Source organism: Kitasatospora sp. NPDC048715 (assembly GCF_043198905.1).
Lineage (GTDB): Bacteria > Actinomycetota > Actinomycetes > Streptomycetales > Streptomycetaceae > Kitasatospora > Kitasatospora lactacystinica.
The window spans coordinates 125,139-142,580 of the sequence record NZ_JBICVH010000013.1; the positions used below are offsets into that span (position 1 = coordinate 125,139).

The window sequence follows — 17,442 nt, forward strand, 5'->3', positions numbered from 1 at the left end:
GCAGCAACATCACGCCGTCGCCATAGGCCATGCGGAGGCTGTCTCAAACGAGGCACATCACAACGTCATATGCCTGCACGACCAAGGCGCCGTGGCGAAATCCGTCCCGTGCCCCATGAAACGCGCCGATTCTCAACGACGGCCCGCCGCAGTGTCCGCCGGCGGACCCGCCGGCGAATCTGCCGGTGAACCTGCCGGTTCGGTCACAGTAGTTCGTCCACACCCCGAACCGCCACGACCGGGCCGGGTTCACGGGCACCGTCGACGCCGCCGGTGACAACGCCCTAGAATCCCCTTCGCACTCGCGCAGAAGAACGTCCTCGACCGCCATCCGCCCACGCGGGAAGACCTCCGCACGGCGATCACCACCCGGATCGAGCGAACCGACCACCGGCGCCACCGACGGCTCCGACCGAACCGTTCGACCCCCTCGACGTCGAGACGATCGCGAAGCGCCACCGCCCCCCGGCGGCACACAACCCAGCTGTCACCGATCCGTGCATCGGCCCCGGCCGTTCGCGCCCGGCACCCGGCGCCCGGACCTGGTGACATCCAGTCAGGAGGCAGCGATGCGAGCCACGTTTCCCCTCACCACACCGCACCACCTCGACAACGAGCCCGAAGCCGAGACCCTGCTCGCGAAGGCTCCGGTCGTCCTCGCGTCGATGGGTACGGCGGACGTCTGGCTCGCCCTTTCCTACAAGGCGGTGCGCCAGGTTCTGAGCGACAGCCGGTTCAGCCGGGAGGCGGCCACACTTCCGGGCAACCCGCTGAAACTGTCCGTCGCCGCCGACCCGCTACTGGTCTCCAGCCTGGACGGCGAGCGCCACGCCCGCCTGCGCAAACTGATGTCGCAGGCGTTCAGCCCGCGCATGGTCGATCAGCTCGAACCACGCGTGCAGTCCATCGCGGACTCCCTGCTCGACTCCCTCGATCCAACCGCGGATCTTGTGGCAGGCCTCTGCGCTCCACTGCCGTTGATGGTCATCTGCGAGCTGCTCGGCGTGCCCTACTCCGAGGCGGAGGCCATCCGCAGGTGGACCAGGCGGCTGTTCGTCACGAACATCACTCCGGACGAACTGCGGGCCGCACAGGGCGAGATGCAGGACTGGCTCGCCGATCTGGTGCGTCAGAAGCGGGCGCAGCCGGACAACGGGCTGATCTCGGCGATGGTCGCCGCCAACGACGAGGGCGACCACCTCACCGAACCCGAGCTGCTGGCCAACCTCGAAGGCCTGCTGATCGCCGGCCACGAGACGACCGTCAACCAGCTGGGCAACTCGTTCCTGACCCTGCTGCGCCACCCGGACCAACTCGCGCTGCTGCGGTCGTCACCGGACCTGATCGGACCGGCGGTCGACGAACTACTGCGCTACAGCAGGCTCTTCACCTCGGCCGAGGTCCGCGTCACGACCGAGCCCGTCGATCTGGAGGGCGTCGAACTGGGGGCGGGCGAACCGGTGTTGCCGGTCATCGTCGCGGCCAACCGCGACCCCGGCGTGTACCCGGATCCCGGCCGCTTCGACATCACGCGCGAAGGACCGGCAGCGCACCTCGCCTTCGGGCACGGGCCGCACTTCTGCCTCGGCGCGATACTGGCCCGCCGGGAGATGCGGGTGGCGATCGGCTCCGTGGTGAAACGGTATCCGGGACTGCGCCTCGCCGTTGACGAGTCCGAGCTCGCCTACGTGCCGGAACTGGTCTTCCGCGGCCTGCAGGCGTTGCCGGTCACCTGGTGATCCGCGGACTCTCGTACCGCAGGCGCGGGAACCGGCCGGGGCACGGCAGACCCGACAGCGCTTCCACCACCACCGCACCACCACCACCACCGCACCGCGCCCGCGCCCGTCATCCGCGGCCGGTCAGCGGTGCTCGGGGTTCTCGAAGTCGAAGCGGCGGCCATCGTCTCGGTTGAGCCGGGGCCGGGTGGGTGAGGCCGCGGCGGGCAGCAGTAGGGTGCGGCGCTGACGGATTGATCATGTGTCGGCGGACGGGCACAGCGCGCGTGAGGAACTCGGCGTGAGGTACGGAGATCAGGAGCACCTGCGGCGGGCCCCCTACCGGGAGGGGTCCCACCAACCGCAGCAGCCGGGTGGTGTCCCGCTGTGGCAGCGGTTCCGGGGCGAGGAGTGGCCGACCCTGCGGGAGGTGCTGGCGCCCATGCGGCGGACGGTCGGGGGCTGGGTCCTGGTGCCGCTGATGTTCTGCCTGTGGCCGTTGCTGGTGCTCCTGGGGCTCTACCCGATGGCCAGGACGGCGCGGCGGCAGGCGCGGCGGGTGTTCGCGGTGCCGGGGCCGCCGGGGATCACCGACGAGGCGGTGCTGCGGGTGCAGCGGATCCGGGGGTGGCTGGCGCTCGCGGCGGCGTTCTGGGTCCTCGTGGTGTACGGGTCGGCGGACGACTGGGGCCGGCTCGACGAGCAGTTCGAGGTCCGGCTGGCGGTCACGCCGGTGCTGGTGCTGGTGACCACGCCGGTGGTGGTCGGGGTCCTGTTCCGGCTCGCCGGGCCGGCCGCCCGACCGGCCATGCGGGCGCAGGTGCGGCCTGCGGTGCTGATGGCCCTGAAGTACGTGGGCGCGTGCACGGCGGTTCCGGCTCTGCTGTGGCTGGCCTCGCAGGCGCGGGGGTCGGTCCAGGGCCTGTTCCTCGGGCCGCTGTTCGACCTGCTGGTCATGACGGCGCCGATCTGGGTGCTGATGTTCGTGGCCTTCGCCTCACCGACGGTGGCCCGTACGGCATTCACCATGGACCGGGTGCACGCGACGTTCCCGCCCATCCTCACCGGCATCGTGGTCTGGGAGCTCGCCGGGATCGGGCTGCTGTTCGGCGGCCTGCCGCCCGGCCCGCCGCCCGTCCAGCTGTGCGCCGTGGTCGGCGGACCCGCGACGGTGACGGCGGTGGCCTGGTGGGAGGTGCACCGGCTCCGTACACGCTTCGGGGTCTCCTTGCGCGGGCGGGCGACGGCCGCGAACGGACGGTAGTCCGACCCCGTTCGGGAGGCGTGCCCCTGCCCCAGCCGGCCTCCTCTGCCCGGTAAGCGATCACCGGTCTCCTGCCACGCTCCCTCCCGGTCTCCTCCCCTCCCGTTGACGTCCCTTCGGGAAAGCGCTTACCGTCGTCCCGCCCGGCCCCCACCTCCAGGGAGGACCCCCCTCGTGCCCGCCGCACCGAACCCCGCCCTGCTCTCCCGCCGCCGCCTGCTGCAACTCGCCGCCATCGGTACCACCGCCCTCACGCTCGGCGCCCTCCCCACCCCCGCCACGGCCGCGGCCGACGCCTACGACACCCTCCGCCTCCGCTGGCGCGACCTGCTCACCGGCACCGGCTTCGACCCGGCAACCGCCCCCTACGCCACCACCCTCGCCGCCCTGGGCGACCGGGCCCGCACCCAGCTCCAGGCCATGGCCCCGGCCTCCACCTCCCTCTGGCCGGACCTCCCCCTGGGCACCAACTCGGCGAACGTCACCGCCTCCCACACCCGCCTGCGCACCATGGCCATGGCCTGGGCGCAGCCCGGCACCGGTCTGACCGGTGACCAGACCCTCGCCACCGCGATCACCACCGGCCTGAACCACCTCAACACCACCACCGGCGCCTACACCCCCACGGCCACCGCCTACGGCAACTGGTGGGACTGGCAGATCGGCACCCCGCAGGCCCTCCTCGACATCTGCGTCCTGGTCCACGACCTCCTGACGCCCACCCGGCTCTCCGCCCTGCTCGCCGCCGTGGACCGCCAGGTCCCCGACTCCCAGGTGTCGAGCTACACCGGCACCAGCACGGGCGGCAACCGGGTGGACCTCTGCCGCGTCCTGGCCCTGCGCGGCGTGCTGGGTCGCGCCTCCGCCAAGCTCACCACCGCCACCACCGCGCTCTCCCCGGTCTTCCCGCACGTACTGACCGGCGACGGCCTGTACGCCGACGGCTCCTTCGTGCAGCACACCTGGGTGCCGTACACCGGTTCCTACGGCGAGGTGCTGCTCGGCGGCCTGAGCAGGCTCTTCGCCCTGCTGGCCGGTTCCGCCTGGCAGATCTCCGACCCGTCCCGGCAGAACGTCTTCGACGCCGTCACCGACGCCTACGCGCCCTTCCTCTACAACGGCCTGGTGATGGACTCCGTCAGCGGGCGGGCCGCCAGCCGGGGCCGCCAGAGCGGCGACCAGTTCCAGCTCCAGCAGGACGACCACACCCGGGGCCACACCCTGATCGGCCACATCCTCCGCCTCGCCGACTCCGGTGCCGCCCCGGCCGCCCAGTCCGCCGCCTGGCGCTCCGCCGTGAAGGGCTGGCTCACCCGTGACTACTACCTCCCCTACCTCTCCAACGCCTACCTCGACGTCCCCGAGCTCGCCCGCGCCCAGGCGCTCCTGAACTCCGCCACCGCCGCCTCCCCCGAGCCGCTCGGCGCCCGGGTGTTCGCGATGGACCGCGCCGTGGTCCGCCGCTCCGGCTGGGCCGCCTCGCTCAGCCTCTGCTCCGCCCGCACCACCTTCTACGAGACCGGCAACGGCGAGCACCTGCGCGGCTGGCACACCAACAACGGCATGCTCTCCTGGTGGGGTGCCACCTCCGGCAACGGCCAGTACTCGGACGCCTTCTGGCCCACCGTGGACCCGTACCGCCTCCCCGGCACCACCGTCTCGGCCAAGCCGCTCGCCGACGCCGCCGGCGGCGCCTGGGGCGCACCCCGCCCGGACTCCACCTGGGCCGGCGGCGCCACCGACGGCACCTACGCCGCCGTCGGCCAGGACCTGCGCGGCCTCTCCTCCACCTTGACCGGACGCAAGTCCTGGTTCCTGCTGGACGATTCGGTGGTCTGTCTCGGCGCGGGCATCGGCTGCACCGACGGCACCCCGGTGGAGACCGTCGTCGACAACCGCAACCTCGGCCCCGCAGGCACCCACGCCCTCACCGTGGACGGCGCCGCCCAGCCCACCACCCTCGGCTGGTCCCAGCGCTTCGACGGCGCCCGCGCCGTCGCCGTCGCGGGCTTCGGCGGCTACGTCCTGCCCGCCGGCAACACCCTCCAGGCGAAGCGCGAGGCCCGCACCGGCAGCTGGCACGACATCAACACCAACGGCTCCACCGAGCAGCTCACCCGCCGCTACCTCACCCTCTGGTTCGACCACGGCACCGACCCCACCGACGCCGGGTACGAGTACCAGCTGCTGCCCGGCGCGACCGCCGCGGCCACCGCGGCCCGGGCGGCCGCCCCCACAGTCACCACCCTCGCCAACTCCCGTACGGTCCAGGCGATATCCGACTCCGCCTCGGGTGTGACGGCCGCCAACTTCTTCGCAGCCGGCACGGCCGGGCCGCTCACCGCCTCCGCCCCCTGCTCGGTGCTGGTCCGCGACACCGGCAGCACCCGCACCGTCACCGTCGCCGACCCGTCCCGCCGGGCCGCCACCGTCACGGTCACCCTCGCCGGCACGGGCCGCCCCACCGCGGCCGCCGAAGGCGTCAGCGTGCTCTCCACCGAGGGCACGGTCACCCTCCTGGTGGAACTCGGCGGCACCCAGGGCGCCGGCCGCACCATCACCCTCACCACCGCCTCCGGTGCCCCGGCGACCGCCACCGCGACCCTGCTCGACCCCACTCAGGACAGCTTCGTCCGCGACGGCTCCTACGCCACCACCAACTACGGCACCGCCACCACCCTGACGGTCAAGAACACCGATACCACCGACAGCGGCTTCAGCCGCCGCGCCCTCTTCACGTTCGACACCACCGCCGTCCCCGGCACCGTCCGCCGCGCCGTCCTCTGGGTCCACGGCGCGGTCGCCGACTCCGGCGGCACCCTCGCCACCCTCCAGGCCTTCACCACCGCCCCCACCCCCTGGACCGAACTCGCCGTCACCTGGGCCAACGCCCCCGCCCTGGCCCAACCCCTCGGCACCGGCCGGATCTCCACCACTCCCGACTGGATCCCCCTCGACGTCACCTCCGCCGTCACCCCGGGCAACCCCTCCCTCGCCCTGGCCCTCTTCCAGCCCCTCGCCACCGTCGGCCTCGCCGTCAACCTCGACGCCCGCAGCCACACCGCCTTCCATCCCGTCCTGGAGGTGATCAGCTCCTGACCGGCCACCGCCGCACCGGGAGGTGTCATGAATTCGGTGGCCGCCCCCATCAGGGGAGACACTGAGGAGTTCGCTGCCGGATCACCTGATCGAGCCGGTTCCTGGCGGATCGGTCTCGTCGGGGCCGGGATCGGCCGATGCCTCGGACATGGGTCCGAGGGCGATCCGCGAGAGAGGGCCTGGCGGCAGGCCGGCCCGCAAGTGCGGAGCGGGCGCGGTGCAGGGCGGCCGGTGGTGGCCTGATCGTTCGCCGGTTTCACCGCCGGGCCTCCGGGCTGGTGTGGGCCTCGGCCCGGCCGTCGCCGGGGGTGCCGGTCCGCGGAGTCGGCGCCGGCGCCACCTGCCGTCCGTGCCCCCGGCGCGACCGGCTGCGGGGCCGGTTCCCGGGCCGGTCGGCCGGCCCGGGAAAGCGGTCAGCTCTCGTTGCCCCGTTCGTCCTTGGGCGAGAACCGCAGGCAGGTGGCGGCCGCCGCGCGCCGAGGGCCAGCAGCACGACGGAGATCCACAGGCCGGCCAGGTGGTTGCCGGTGCTCTCCTCGGCCCAGCCCATGTCGTAGGAGCCGACGAAGCCACCGGTGATGCCGGGCAGGAAGTGGACGACGGAGTAGAGCGCCACCTGATGCGTCCAGTTGGCGAAGATCGCGATGGGCATCTGCTTGTCGCGCAGCACCGTCAGCAGGGAACCGCAGCTGGTCCCGGCGGCCTTGGCACCGTCCTGCTCGCGAGTCACCGCCTCGCTGACCAGCGCCGCCTCCTTGGCGGTCGGCCACGGGGCCGTGGCCGGGCCGTCCGGGAGGTACTTGAGGACGACAAAGGCCAGGAAAACGCAGGGAAGGCCCTCGATGACGAACATCCACTGCCGGCCGTGCCAGCCGTGCCAGCCCCCTCACGCGGACGGCCGGCGGCTCAGCGGTGCTCGGGATTCTCGAAGTCGAAGCGGCAGCCGGCGTCCCACTCGGAACGCTGGTTGCCGTGGGCCGGGATGCCGCCGGCATCCTTGAGCATGCGGGCCAGGTGGAGCTGGTTCCAGGTCATGAAGGTGGTGTTGCGGTTGGTGAAGTCGTTCTCCGGGCCACCGGAGCCCTCGTCCAGGTAGGACGGGCCGGGGCCCGCCTCGCCGACCCAGCCGGCGTCGGCCTGGGGCGGGACGGTGTAGCCCAGGTGCTGGAGGCTGTAGAGGACGTTCATCGCGCAGTGCTTGGCGCCGTCCTCGTTGCCGGTGATCAGGCAGCCGCCGACCCGGCCGTAGTAGGCGTACTGGCCCTCGGAGTTGAGGATCGACGAGCAGGCGTAGAGCCGCTCGATCACCTTCTTCATGACGGAGGAGTTGTCGCCCAGCCAGACGGGCCCGGCCAGCGTGAGGATGTCGGCGGCCATCACCTGGGAGTAGATCACCGGCCACTCGTCGGTCTCCCAGCCGTGCTCGGTCATGTCCGGCCAGACGCCCGTGGCGATGTCGATGTCCACCGCCCGCAGGACGTCGACCGCGACGCCCTGGCGTTCCAGGATGCCGGTGCTGACGTCGATCAGGCCCTGGGTGTGGCTGCGTTCGGGGGAGCGCTTGAGGGTGCAGTTGATCACCAGGGCGCGCAGGTCGGTGTACGACGTCGGCGTGTCCGGCACGGGGTCCTCCCTCGGTCCGTCGGGGAGACCGGTCGGGTCGCGGACTCCCGGCACAGCTCACCAGCCCGACGGGGCGGACGCGCGCGCAGTTGGGCCGGTTGCCTGACGACACGCCGACCGGTGCGCCGGGCAGTCGCGGACGAAGCGGGCCTGGCACCCGTGTGCGGCGTCAGTGCCCGGGGTGGCGGCCGCCGTCCGGGAGGCAGAGGTGAACGGTGTGCCGAGGGTCGGTGGGGAACGAGTGGTCGAGCTTCCAGCCCCTGTTCGGCCGCCACCCGCAGGACGGCTGCGGCGCCCGCGCCCCGGTAGTGCCGGGCCCGGACGGCGACCCGGCGCAGGACCCGGCCCGTCCCGTCGAAGCGGTAGTGGTTCCTGCTGCGTTCGCGCGCCAGCTCGGCCCGGAAACGTTTCCGCAGGTGTTTCCGCAGATGGCGCACGTAGGCGTTCGGGCTGCGGCGCAGCTCCAGGAGGCTCACCCTCGGCACGAGCACGAGGGTGAGCAGGGGAACCACCACCCGGCAGCGCATCGGGCCCCACGGTGTTCCGGGCTCGGGCGGTGGTCCGGACGGATCGGGCACACCGGTCGGCACGGGAGGTGGCAGGAGGCGGTAGAAGTGCAGTTGTCCCTGCACCGCCCTGCTCTTCGCCCAGTCCGTCGACCAGTCGTGCCGCCCGGCCAGCTCCTCGACCCGCAGCGGGGTCAGCCCACGGTAGTGGTGGCGTTCGAGACCCGTGACGGCCCGGCGCACGCCGCTTGGCGGCAGCTCGGCCGGTCTCCAGCCGCTGGTCCGCTCGGCGGCGGCGAAACGGTTCCGCAGGAGCTCGTCGGTGAACCGCTCCCACTCCTCGGGCCTGCCGTTCCACTCGACGCGCAGGCGGCGCCAGGAGATCCCGGCTGCCGACAGCCCCGCCAGGGTGTCGGCCAGGTCGGCGGCATCGGGACCGCCGCCGCCGACGGAGCCTCCCCAGAACGCCAGGACCATCCAGCCGATCACGAGCACGAGTCCCAGCGGAAGGTAGAGGAACTGCAGGACGAACTGTGTCACCAGGCCGGCCCGCGACCGGCGCGGCGCCGCCTGCTGGGCGGGGGTCGTCCACGGTCGGACCGGAACGCCGGTCCGCGACGCGCCCGCTCCGTCCGAACCGCTCGACGGCATGGCTGAAGGCATCGGACACCGTCCCCCTCGGTCACGTGCTGCCTGGATCGGCTCTGCCCGCTCCGTGGGGCGCCAACCTCTCTGTGACGCAATCGAGTTCTGGTCACGGCCAGGCGGCCCGCACCCTCGGAGCGCCATCGGAGGCTCGGCTCAGGACCGGGCGGCGCGGCGGATGATGAGCATGTCCTGGGTGTGGCCGATGGCGAAGCCGCCGGCGGGGAGGGCGAAGTGGTCCTGGACGTAGGCGGCCAGGGCCGTGCGGGAGGGGCGGGGGTCGAGGGTGGCCAGGTCGGCGACGTTGATCATGAACTCGGCGACGTCCACGGCCACGGTGAGGTCGGGCGCGCGGTAGTGGAGGTCGAGGGTTTCGAGGGCGTAGCCGTGCTCGGGGTGGAGCTCGCGCAGGCGGTCGGCGAGCGGGCGGAGGTCGTAGCGGGCACCGGTGAAGTGCGCGGCCATCCGCATGCAGGGGCTCTCCGGGTTCTGCAGCACGACCAGGAGGGTGCCGCCGGGGGCCGTCCAGTCCAGGGCGCGGTTGACGGTGCGGAGCCAGTCCGCCTCGGGCACGTAGTAGAGCACGTGGGAGAGGTGGACGAGGTCGGCCCGCTCGGGCGGGTCGGCCCGGTCGAGCGGGTCCGGGAGGACCAGGGCGTCGGGGCAGGCCACGGCGAGCTTCTCGCGCATCGCGGCGCTGGGTTCCACCGCGATCGTGCGGTCGAAGGAGCGGCTCAGGTAGGCGGTGGTGCGGCCGTCGCCCGCGCCGAGGTCGAGCAGGACCCGGCGGTGCGGCAGGGTGGCCACGATCTCGCTCAGCCGGTCGTGGGTGATCGGCTTCTCGTCCGTTCCGGCGAGGAACAGTTCGAACGCCCGGCGGTAGTCGGCGCTCGTCACGTCCAGCACCCGGACCGGGTCCTCGTCCTTCGTCCTCGTCTCCACCGCTCGGCCTCCCCTGTTGACGTTGTGTCGGGTCGCGTCATTGGACCCCGGGGGCGCGGTCCGGTGGTGCAGGGACGTTCCTGCCCGCGTGTCGGCCCAGGTCCTTCGGCACCCGGGGACCGCCGTTTAATCGGTGGCCCGGGCTCGGCGGCGGCTCCTACAGTGTCGGCCGGATCAAGAACGCCCAGGGAGCAGGACATGCGTGTGCACTACCCCCGGACGCCGCATCTGCCCTGGTCACCGGGCGCCGCGGCGGACGACGTACGGACCGGGGACCTGTCCGCGCTGGCCGGCGCCGAGATCGTCGTCACCGAGAAGCTCGACGGCGAGAACACCACGCTCTACCGCGACGGCCTGCACGCCCGCTCGCTGGACTCCGCGCACCACCCCTCCCGCGCCTGGGTGAAGGGCCTCCAGGGCCGGATCGCCCCGCGCATCCCGGAGGGCTGGCGGATCTGCGGCGAGAACCTGTTCGCCCGGCATTCGATCCCGTACACCGACCTGGAGAGCTGGTTCTACGGCTTCTCGGTCTGGACGGGCGGCGAACGCGACGGCAGGAACGACAGCCACGACGACGGCCGGAACGACAGCCGGGACGACGGCCGCGACCACTGCCTGGACTGGGACGACACCGTCCGCTTCCTGCGCCGCCTCGGCGTCCCCGCCCCGCGGGTGCTGTGGCGCGGCCGCTACGACGAACGGGCCCTGCACGCCCTGCGGTTGGACCTCGACCGGCAGGAGGGGTACGTGGTGCGGACGGTCCGGGGCTTCTCCCGGGCCGAGTTCGGCGAGCGGGTCGCCAAGTGGGTCCGCCCGCGGCACGTGCGCACCGACACCCACTGGATGCACGCCGCCGTGGTGGAGAACGGGCTCGGCCCGGGTGCCGCGCTCTGGGCCGTGCGCTCCGGCGCGCTGCCCGAACCGACCGCCCTCGCGGCCGCCCTGGACCTTCCCGAACTCACCTGCCCGCCCGAGGAGTTGGCCGATGTTTCGGCCCGACTGGACGAACTGGGCCGGGGCGGGGACGCCCGGCTGGCCGGTGTTCTCGCCACCGCGCTGCGCACCGCCCGCCGGCAGTCGCTGGCGCCGCGGCTCGCCGGGCCGCTCGGCCTGCCGCTGGCCCGGCGGGTCGCCGACCTGGTCGGGCTGCACCCGGCCCTCCACCAGCCGTACCCGGACGGGGAGCGCCGCGCCGGGCTGGTCCGGCTCTCGGCCGCCGCCGACCTCGGGGTGCTGCACGCCGTCGCCGCGACCGCCGCCCCCGGACGGGCGGAGCGCGAGCAGGTCGCCTGGTCCGCGCTGCACGCCGAGGACGCCGGGCTGCTCGACGGGGCGCCGCTCGCCCGGTTGCGGGCCGGGCTGCGCGAGGCGCTGGCCGGTCTGGACCGCGACGCCGCCGACCGCTGCTGGGCCCAGGCCCGCGAGGCGTACGCCCTCGGCCGGATCGCCACCGCCGAGGAGGCCGTGGCGGCCACCTGGCGCTGGCGCGACGGCCGCTTCCCCCGGCTGGTCCACCTGTGCGGCCCCTCCGGCAGCGGCAAGAGCAGCTTCGCCGCCGGGCTCACCGGCGTGACCGCCCGGATCTCGCTGGACGACCTGCGCGCCGCCCGGGGCTCGCGCGCCGACCAGCGCGACAACGCCGAGGTGCTGCGCGAGGGGCTGGCCCGGCTGGACGCCGCCCTGTGCGCCCCGGGCGACGGCGAGGCGGCCACCGCGGTCTGGGACGCCACCTCGCTCAACCGCCAGCAGCGCTCCCACGTCCACGCCGTCGCCCAGCGCCGCGACGCCCTGATCACCCAGGTGGTCCTGGCGGTCGGCGAGGACGAGCTGGTGCGCCGCAACGCCGTCCGCCCGCACCCGGTGCCCGAAGCGGTGCTCACCGCGCAGCTGCACCGCTTCGGACCGCCCTACCCCGGCCAGGCGCACCGCACCTGGTACGTGGGCCCCGGTGGCATCGTGGAGGACACGGCGGGCACCCTCGACGAGGAGGAGGAGTGATGCGCCCCATCGAACAGGTCTGCCAGCGCATCCGCTGGGACGCCCGCTTCGACCCGGCCCGGTTCACGCTGGGCGTGCGCCAGCGCGACAACCGCACGAAGCGCGTCCCGCTGGAGGCCTTCGCCGCCTCGGGCGAGATCCCCTGGCACCGGGTGCACTGGGTCGAGGCCGACGGCGTACGGGTCTGGGACCGCGCCTCGGGCGTGGACCTGCTCGACTCCACCGAGGCCGGGCACCGCACCGACCCGCCCCTGCTGCCCTCGCCCTTCTTCACCGCGACCGTCCCGCACGCCTGGCATCCGGGCGGCGGCTGGCGGCCCACCGAGGCCGGCCCGGGCACCCGGGTGGCCACCGGCGTCCCGGCGGCCACGGACGTCCCGGCGGCCACCGGCCTGCGCGTGGTCACCTGGAACACCCTGTGGGACCGCTACGACGCCGACCGGATCGCCACCGCCCGCCGCCGCCCCCTGCTGCTCGCCGCCCTGGAGGCCGCCGACGCCGACGTCATCGCCCTCCAGGAGGTCGAGCCCGCCCTGGTCGCCCTGCTGCTGGCCGCCCCCTGGATCCGCGCCGGGTACACCCTGGGCGCCGACCCGCTCGGGCCGGACGTCGACGACCACGGCCTGCTGCTGCTCAGCCGGCTGCCGGTGGCCACGGCCGGGCTGCACGCGCTGGGCCCGCACAAGGCCGTCGCCGCCCTCTCGGTACGGACCGGCGGCACGCCGCTGACCATCGCCGCCGTCCACCTCAGCAGCGACCACTCGCCGGACGGCGCCGCCCGCCGCCAGGCCGAACTCTCCCGACTGGCCGAGGGATTGGCCGGCGTCGAGGGCGAACTGCTGCTGCTCGGGGACTTCAACGACGGCCGCTCCGGCCCGGCCGGCCCCGCCGCCGCGCTCGGCCTGCTGGACGCCTGGACCCAGGTGCACGGACCGGCCGACGACACCCCCACCTTCGACCCGACGGCCAACCCGCTCGCCGCGGTCTCCTCGCTGACCGGCCGCCCGGGCCGCCTGGACCGCGTCCTGCACCGCGCCGACGGCACCCGCGCCACCGCGGCCGTCCTGCTCGGCGACCGTCCGGCCGGGGACGGGCTCCTCCCCTCCGACCACTACGGCGTGGCCGTGGACCTCGCGCTCGACGGCGAGGACCCGGACGACGGCCCGCCGGACGTCCTCGACGCCGCACCCACCGCCCGCACCGCCGTCGCCTGGCTGCCGCCCGAGGAGCTGTGGCCGCCGATCCAGCGCCTGCGCGAGGCCTACGACCCGCAGCTGCGCCGCTGGCCCCCGCACGTCAACCTGCTGTTCGGCTTCGTCCCGGAGTCCGAGTTCGACCGCGCCCTGCCGCTGCTCGGTGCGGCCGCCGCCGAGACGGCACCGTTCACCGCGCGACTGGAGGGCGTGCACACCTTCGGGCACCGCGAGGACGCCACCGTCTGGCTGGACCCGGCCGCCGGCTCCCCCGCGCCCTGGGCGGCACTGCGGCACGCGCTGGAGCGGCGCTTCCCGCGGTGCCGCGGCCGGGCGGAGGGCTTCACCCCGCACCTGACCCTCGGGCGCAGCGACGACCCCCAGCCGGTGGCCGCCGACTGCGCGGCCCGGCTCCCCGGGGCCTCGGCCCAGGTCGGCGAGCTGGTGGTGCTCTCCCGCCGGGGCGCCGAGCCGATGCGGCCGCGCGCGGTGGTCTCGCTGGGGACGGGCGAGGTGCGGCCGGTGCCCGAGCAGCCGATCGCCTCGCCGGCCCCGGAGCCGCCTCAACGCACCTCCACCGCCCGGGCGTTGGCCCGGCGCATCGCGGCGGCCCTGCCCGAGGGCGTGGTGCACACCGTCGGCTCCCGGCGGCTCGGCTGCCAGCTGGACGGGGCCGACCTGGACCTGGTGGCGGCGCTGCCCGGCCCCGCCGATCTGCCCGCCGTCCGCGCCCGGGTGGCGGCCGCGCTGCCGGGGGCCCGCGGGCTGCGCGAGGTACGCGGCGCCCGGGTGCCGGGGCTGCGGCTGACCGCCGACGGCCTGGCGGTGGACCTCGTGGTGGTCTTCACCGGCGCGCTCGACCCGGCCCGAGCCGTCGAGCACCGTAGGGAGTTGGGCGAGGCCGAGGCCGTCGCGCTGAGCGCGGTCACCGACGCCGAGGCGATCCTGACGGCGCTCGGCGACCGGCACGCCCGCTTCGTCGGGCTGGCCCGCCAGGTCAAGGCCTGGGCCCGGGCGCGCGGCCTGGACTCCGCGCCGTTCGGCCAACTCCCCTCGCTCGCCTGGTCGGTGCTGGCCGCCCGGACGGTCCTGGAGGCGACCGGCAGCCCCGAGGAGGAGCTCTTCCGGCGCTTCACCGGGACCTGGGCGGGCTGGGACTGGCGCCGGCCCGTCGCCCTCACCGGCGACCAGGTGCCGGCCTCCACGGGCCCGCTCACTGTCCTCACCCCCTCCGCCCCGGTCCGCAGCTGCACCACCCAGGTCGGCGCCGACACCCGCGATCTGCTCAGCGAGGAGCTCTACCGCGCCTGGGAACTGGCCACCGAGGCCGCCGAGACCGGGGAAGCCACCGACGCCGGGGAAGCCGCCGAGGCAGGGGAAGCCATCGACGCCGAGGAAGCCGCCGATCAGACCGGGGCGGCCGCCGGAAACCCGTGGCCCGCCCTGCTCGCCGCTCCCCCGCTGCACCGCCGGCACGCCGCCTGGGCCGTGATCGGCACCGACGAGGGGTCACTCGGCCTCGTCCGGGGCCGCATCCGCGCCCTGCTGGCCGCCCTGGAGGACGCGGGGGCCACCCGGCTGCACGCCTGGCCCCACCCGTACCGGACGGCCGACGGCCGCGCCCACCTCCCGATCGGCCTCGGCCCCGCGCCGCTCTCCGCCACCCGGCTCGCCCCGCTCGCCAGGGCGTGGTCCCGCACCCTGCCCGGCGTCCGGGTCGAGTACCTCGACGGCGGCGCCGTCCCCACCCCGGTCCGCCGACCGCCCGCCTGACCCACCCGACCCGCCTGACCTGCCAACCGCCCGCCCGACTGAACCGCCCGACCCGCCGAAGCGTCCCGATCGACCCGACCACGCCCTCCCACCGGACGCCCCCCACCCGCGGAACGACTCCGATCTGCCGAACCACCCCTGCCCATCGGGCTCTTCTGGACAATCGCCCCCGAAATTTGCCACGGTGAGCACCAGCGGCCCAGCCATCGATCATGCGGCCGAAGCCCCATGGGAGCTCCCCGTGCCCTCCGCCGACTTCCCCGCGTTCTACCTCGGACAGAGCGTCTTCTCCGACCCCGGCGCCCACCTCCCCCGCTACGCCGATCTCCCCAAGGACCCCCGCCGACTCGCCCGGATCGCCCGGAACCTGATCATCCATCGCCTCGAAGGCTGGCTGTTCCACCATCCCATCCCGGCGAACCGGCTCCACCACGACGCCGAGACCCGCTACCTCGACGACATCCTGCACCTGATCACCGACCGCGACCCGGCCCCGCTCAGCCATCCCCGGGCGCCCGCCGACCGCTTCGTCGGCGTCTGCCGGGACCTGGCGCTGCTGCACTGCTCCTTCCTGCGCCACGTCGGCATCCCCGCCCGGTTGCGCTGCGGCTTCGCCGGCTACCTCGGCCCGGACGGCTTCCACTGCGACCACGTGGCCACCGAGTACTGGGACGACCGGCGGGGCTGGCTGCTCGCCGATCCGCAGCTGGCCGACCCGAAGGTCGCCGCCGCCTGGCGGGTGGACTTCGACCCGATGGACGTCCCGCGCGACCGCTTCCTGGTCGCCGGCCGGGCCTGGCGCACGATCCGCTCCGACCGGGCGGCCGCCGGTTCCTTCGGCGTCCACCCGCCCGAGGAGGGCCCGCTCAACGGCGCGTGGTTCGTCGCGCACTCCACCCGGCTCGACCTCGCGGCCCTGAACAAGGTCGAGACGCTGCTCTGGGACACCTGGGGCACCGACTCCACCAACACGCCCCACGCCCCGTACGACGAGGTGGCCCATCTGACCGTCGGTCCGGTCGACGTCCACGCCGTCCGCCGCCTCTTCGCCGAGCACGACGCCCTGCGCACCCCGAAGACGGTCCTGTCCCTGGCCCCGTTCAACGGCCCCCGCGAGGTCACCCTGCGCTGACCGCCCCCGGCCCCCTCGACCCTCCTGGCGGAGCAGGCCGCCCCTACGCCCCGACCTGCTGGTAGAGCGTCACCAGGAGGCCGTACACCGGCTCGCCCTCCGCGTCCTCCTCCGTCTCGTCGACCAGTCCGGCCAGCGCCTCGACGAGCCGCGCCGCCTTGGCCGGGCTGAGCCGGAGGTGGCGCAGTGCCAGGAGGTGGTCGACGGGCGAGCGGTCCAACTCCTGGGCGACGGCGCCGAACAGCGCGGCCGTACCCTCTGCCTGCGGTTCGGCGACGAAGAAGCGATCGGCGGTCCGCCGGTAGTACTTCTCGGTGCCGCCGCGCACCCGTCGCGTTCCCGCGTCCTGGACCAGCCCCGCCTCGCCCAGCACCCTGAGGTGGTGCGAGACGCTGCCCTTGTTCACCCCGAGCTGCGCGGCGAGCCGGCTGATCGTCGACGGACGGCTGCTCAGGGCGAAGAGCAGGCGTTGGCGCAGGGGGTGGGCGAGCGCGGCGTGCTGCAGCGGCGCGCTGATCCGCTGGACGGTCTCGTCCGGTCGGTGACTCACCTGATCAAGCGTTAAGTACGTTTGACGCTTTGGCAAGTCGCTGGTCTACTGCCTCTCCATGACCTCCACCACATCGCCGTCCGCCCTGGACACCTTCACCGTCGTCGAGTCGATAGCCGACCTGGTCTGCGAGAACTACGTCTTCCCCGACGTCGCCCGGCAACTGGCGGACCTGCTGAGGCGACGGAGCGCCGAGGGCGCCTACCGGACCGAATCCGCCCAGGAGTTGTCCGAAGCGGTCACCGCGGACCTGCGGTCCGTCAACGGCGACCTGCACCTGGGCCTCAAGTACCACGCCGTGCCGGTGCCGCCGGAGCCGGGTGCGGCGGTACTCGCCATGGTGCGCAGGGAGTTCGACACCTTCCTGAACGGCGTTCCCCGCGTGGAACTCCTCGACCACGGCGTCGCGGTCCTGGAGATCGGACCCAAGCTGTTCCCGCTGGACTGGGCGGCACCGCCGCTGACCGCGGCGCTCTCCCTGGTGGCCCCCGCCCGCGCCCTCATCCTGGACCTGCGCCGCAACACCGGTGGCGACCCGAACACGGTCGCCTTCGTCTGCGCCTACCTGCTCGACGGCCGCACCCACCTGAACACCATGTTCTCGCGGAAGGACGAGGTGGGCGCACAGTCCTGGACGCCCCCCTTCGTCCCCGGCACCCGCTTCGGCGGCAGCAAGCCGATCTACGTACTGACGAGCGCGGACACCTTCTCCGGGGGCGAGGAGCTCGCCTACGACCTGCAGCAGCTCGGGCGCGCCGAGGTCGTCGGGGAGGTCACCCGCGGCGGCGCCCACCCGCGCGAGGGCTGGACGGTGCACCCGCACCTGGAGCTGAGCGTGCCCTTCGCCCGCGCGGTCAACCCGGTCTCGGGCACCAACTGGGAGGGCATCGGCGTCCAGCCCGACGTCCCCTGCGACGCCGAGGCGGCGCTCGACCGCGCCCTCTCCCTGGCCGCGGCGCGCCTGGCGTAGCCCTGGGCCAGTCGGTAGCCACGCAGCGA

11 protein-coding genes and 2 pseudogenes are annotated in these 17,442 nt (G+C 74.1%); 8 read left to right on the forward strand and 5 right to left on the reverse strand.

Translation table 11 applies throughout. The features are described from left to right. Nucleotides 1-569 precede the first annotated feature (569 nt). From ACGFSC_RS24200 to ACGFSC_RS24215, 4 genes and pseudogenes are all read left to right on the forward strand, one after another. Nucleotides 570-1,739, forward strand: coding sequence for a cytochrome P450 (locus ACGFSC_RS24200; protein WP_359897207.1), 1,170 nt, complete (start codon nucleotides 570-572; stop codon nucleotides 1,737-1,739). Nucleotides 1,740-2,019: 280 nt separating this feature from the next. Then, nucleotides 2,020-2,982 carry a hypothetical protein gene (locus ACGFSC_RS24205; protein WP_359897205.1) on the forward strand — a complete coding sequence of 321 codons (963 nt, stop codon included), beginning with the start codon at nucleotides 2,020-2,022 and terminating at the stop codon, nucleotides 2,980-2,982. Between the two features lie 198 nt (nucleotides 2,983-3,180). Next, nucleotides 3,181-5,556: pseudogene (locus ACGFSC_RS24210) on the forward strand (polysaccharide lyase 8 family protein); the annotation flags it as partial. Nucleotides 5,557-5,613: 57 nt separating this feature from the next. Beyond that, nucleotides 5,614-6,081: pseudogene (locus ACGFSC_RS24215) on the forward strand (DNRLRE domain-containing protein); the annotation flags it as partial. Nucleotides 6,082-6,337: 256 nt separating this feature from the next. Here ACGFSC_RS24215 and ACGFSC_RS24220 read toward each other — a convergent pair. The 4 genes from ACGFSC_RS24220 to ACGFSC_RS24235 form a co-directional block, all read right to left on the reverse strand. Then, nucleotides 6,338-6,934, reverse strand: a complete 597-nt coding sequence (locus ACGFSC_RS24220; protein WP_359897201.1) for a hypothetical protein — start codon at nucleotides 6,932-6,934, stop codon at nucleotides 6,338-6,340. Between the two features lie 53 nt (nucleotides 6,935-6,987). Continuing rightward, entirely contained in the window at nucleotides 6,988-7,704 is a 717-nt protein-coding gene (locus ACGFSC_RS24225; protein WP_359897199.1) for a flavodoxin family protein, read from the reverse strand. Further along, nucleotides 7,659-8,750: a hypothetical protein gene (locus ACGFSC_RS24230; RefSeq protein WP_359897197.1), complete on the reverse strand. Its 1,092-nt coding sequence runs from the start codon at nucleotides 8,748-8,750 to the stop codon at nucleotides 7,659-7,661. The genes ACGFSC_RS24225 and ACGFSC_RS24230 overlap by 46 nt, the downstream gene beginning before the upstream one ends. Before the next feature lie 261 nt (nucleotides 8,751-9,011). Further along, nucleotides 9,012-9,797, reverse strand: coding sequence for a class I SAM-dependent methyltransferase (locus ACGFSC_RS24235; protein WP_359897196.1), 786 nt, complete (start codon nucleotides 9,795-9,797; stop codon nucleotides 9,012-9,014). A 198-nt stretch (nucleotides 9,798-9,995) separates the two neighbouring features. Between ACGFSC_RS24235 and ACGFSC_RS24240 the strand changes: the two genes are divergently transcribed. The 3 genes from ACGFSC_RS24240 (at nucleotide 9,996) to ACGFSC_RS24250 (ending at nucleotide 15,893) form a co-directional block, all read left to right on the forward strand. Continuing rightward, complete coding sequence (locus tag ACGFSC_RS24240; protein ID WP_359897193.1) at nucleotides 9,996-11,795, forward strand: RNA ligase family protein; 1,800 nt, start codon at nucleotides 9,996-9,998, stop codon at nucleotides 11,793-11,795. Beyond that, entirely contained in the window at nucleotides 11,795-14,761 is a 2,967-nt protein-coding gene (locus ACGFSC_RS24245; protein WP_359897192.1) for an RNA repair domain-containing protein, read from the forward strand. The genes ACGFSC_RS24240 and ACGFSC_RS24245 overlap by 1 nt, the downstream gene beginning before the upstream one ends. A 241-nt stretch (nucleotides 14,762-15,002) precedes the next feature. Continuing rightward, a complete protein-coding gene (locus ACGFSC_RS24250) occupies nucleotides 15,003-15,893 on the forward strand; it encodes a transglutaminase domain-containing protein (RefSeq protein WP_359897191.1) in 891 nt (296 codons plus the stop codon). A 43-nt stretch (nucleotides 15,894-15,936) separates the two neighbouring features. On the opposite strand, the gene ACGFSC_RS24255 is transcribed toward ACGFSC_RS24250, so the two are convergent. Next, nucleotides 15,937-16,443, reverse strand: coding sequence for a winged helix-turn-helix domain-containing protein (locus ACGFSC_RS24255; protein ID WP_359897190.1), 507 nt, complete (start codon nucleotides 16,441-16,443; stop codon nucleotides 15,937-15,939). 58 nt (nucleotides 16,444-16,501) lie between these two features. On the opposite strand from ACGFSC_RS24255, the gene ACGFSC_RS24260 reads away from it, so the two are divergent. After that, the gene (locus ACGFSC_RS24260) at nucleotides 16,502-17,413 is read left to right on the forward strand and encodes a S41 family peptidase (protein ID WP_359897188.1); all 912 of its coding nucleotides are present in this window, start codon (nucleotides 16,502-16,504) and stop codon (nucleotides 17,411-17,413) included. Nucleotides 17,414-17,442: the final 29 nt, after the last annotated feature.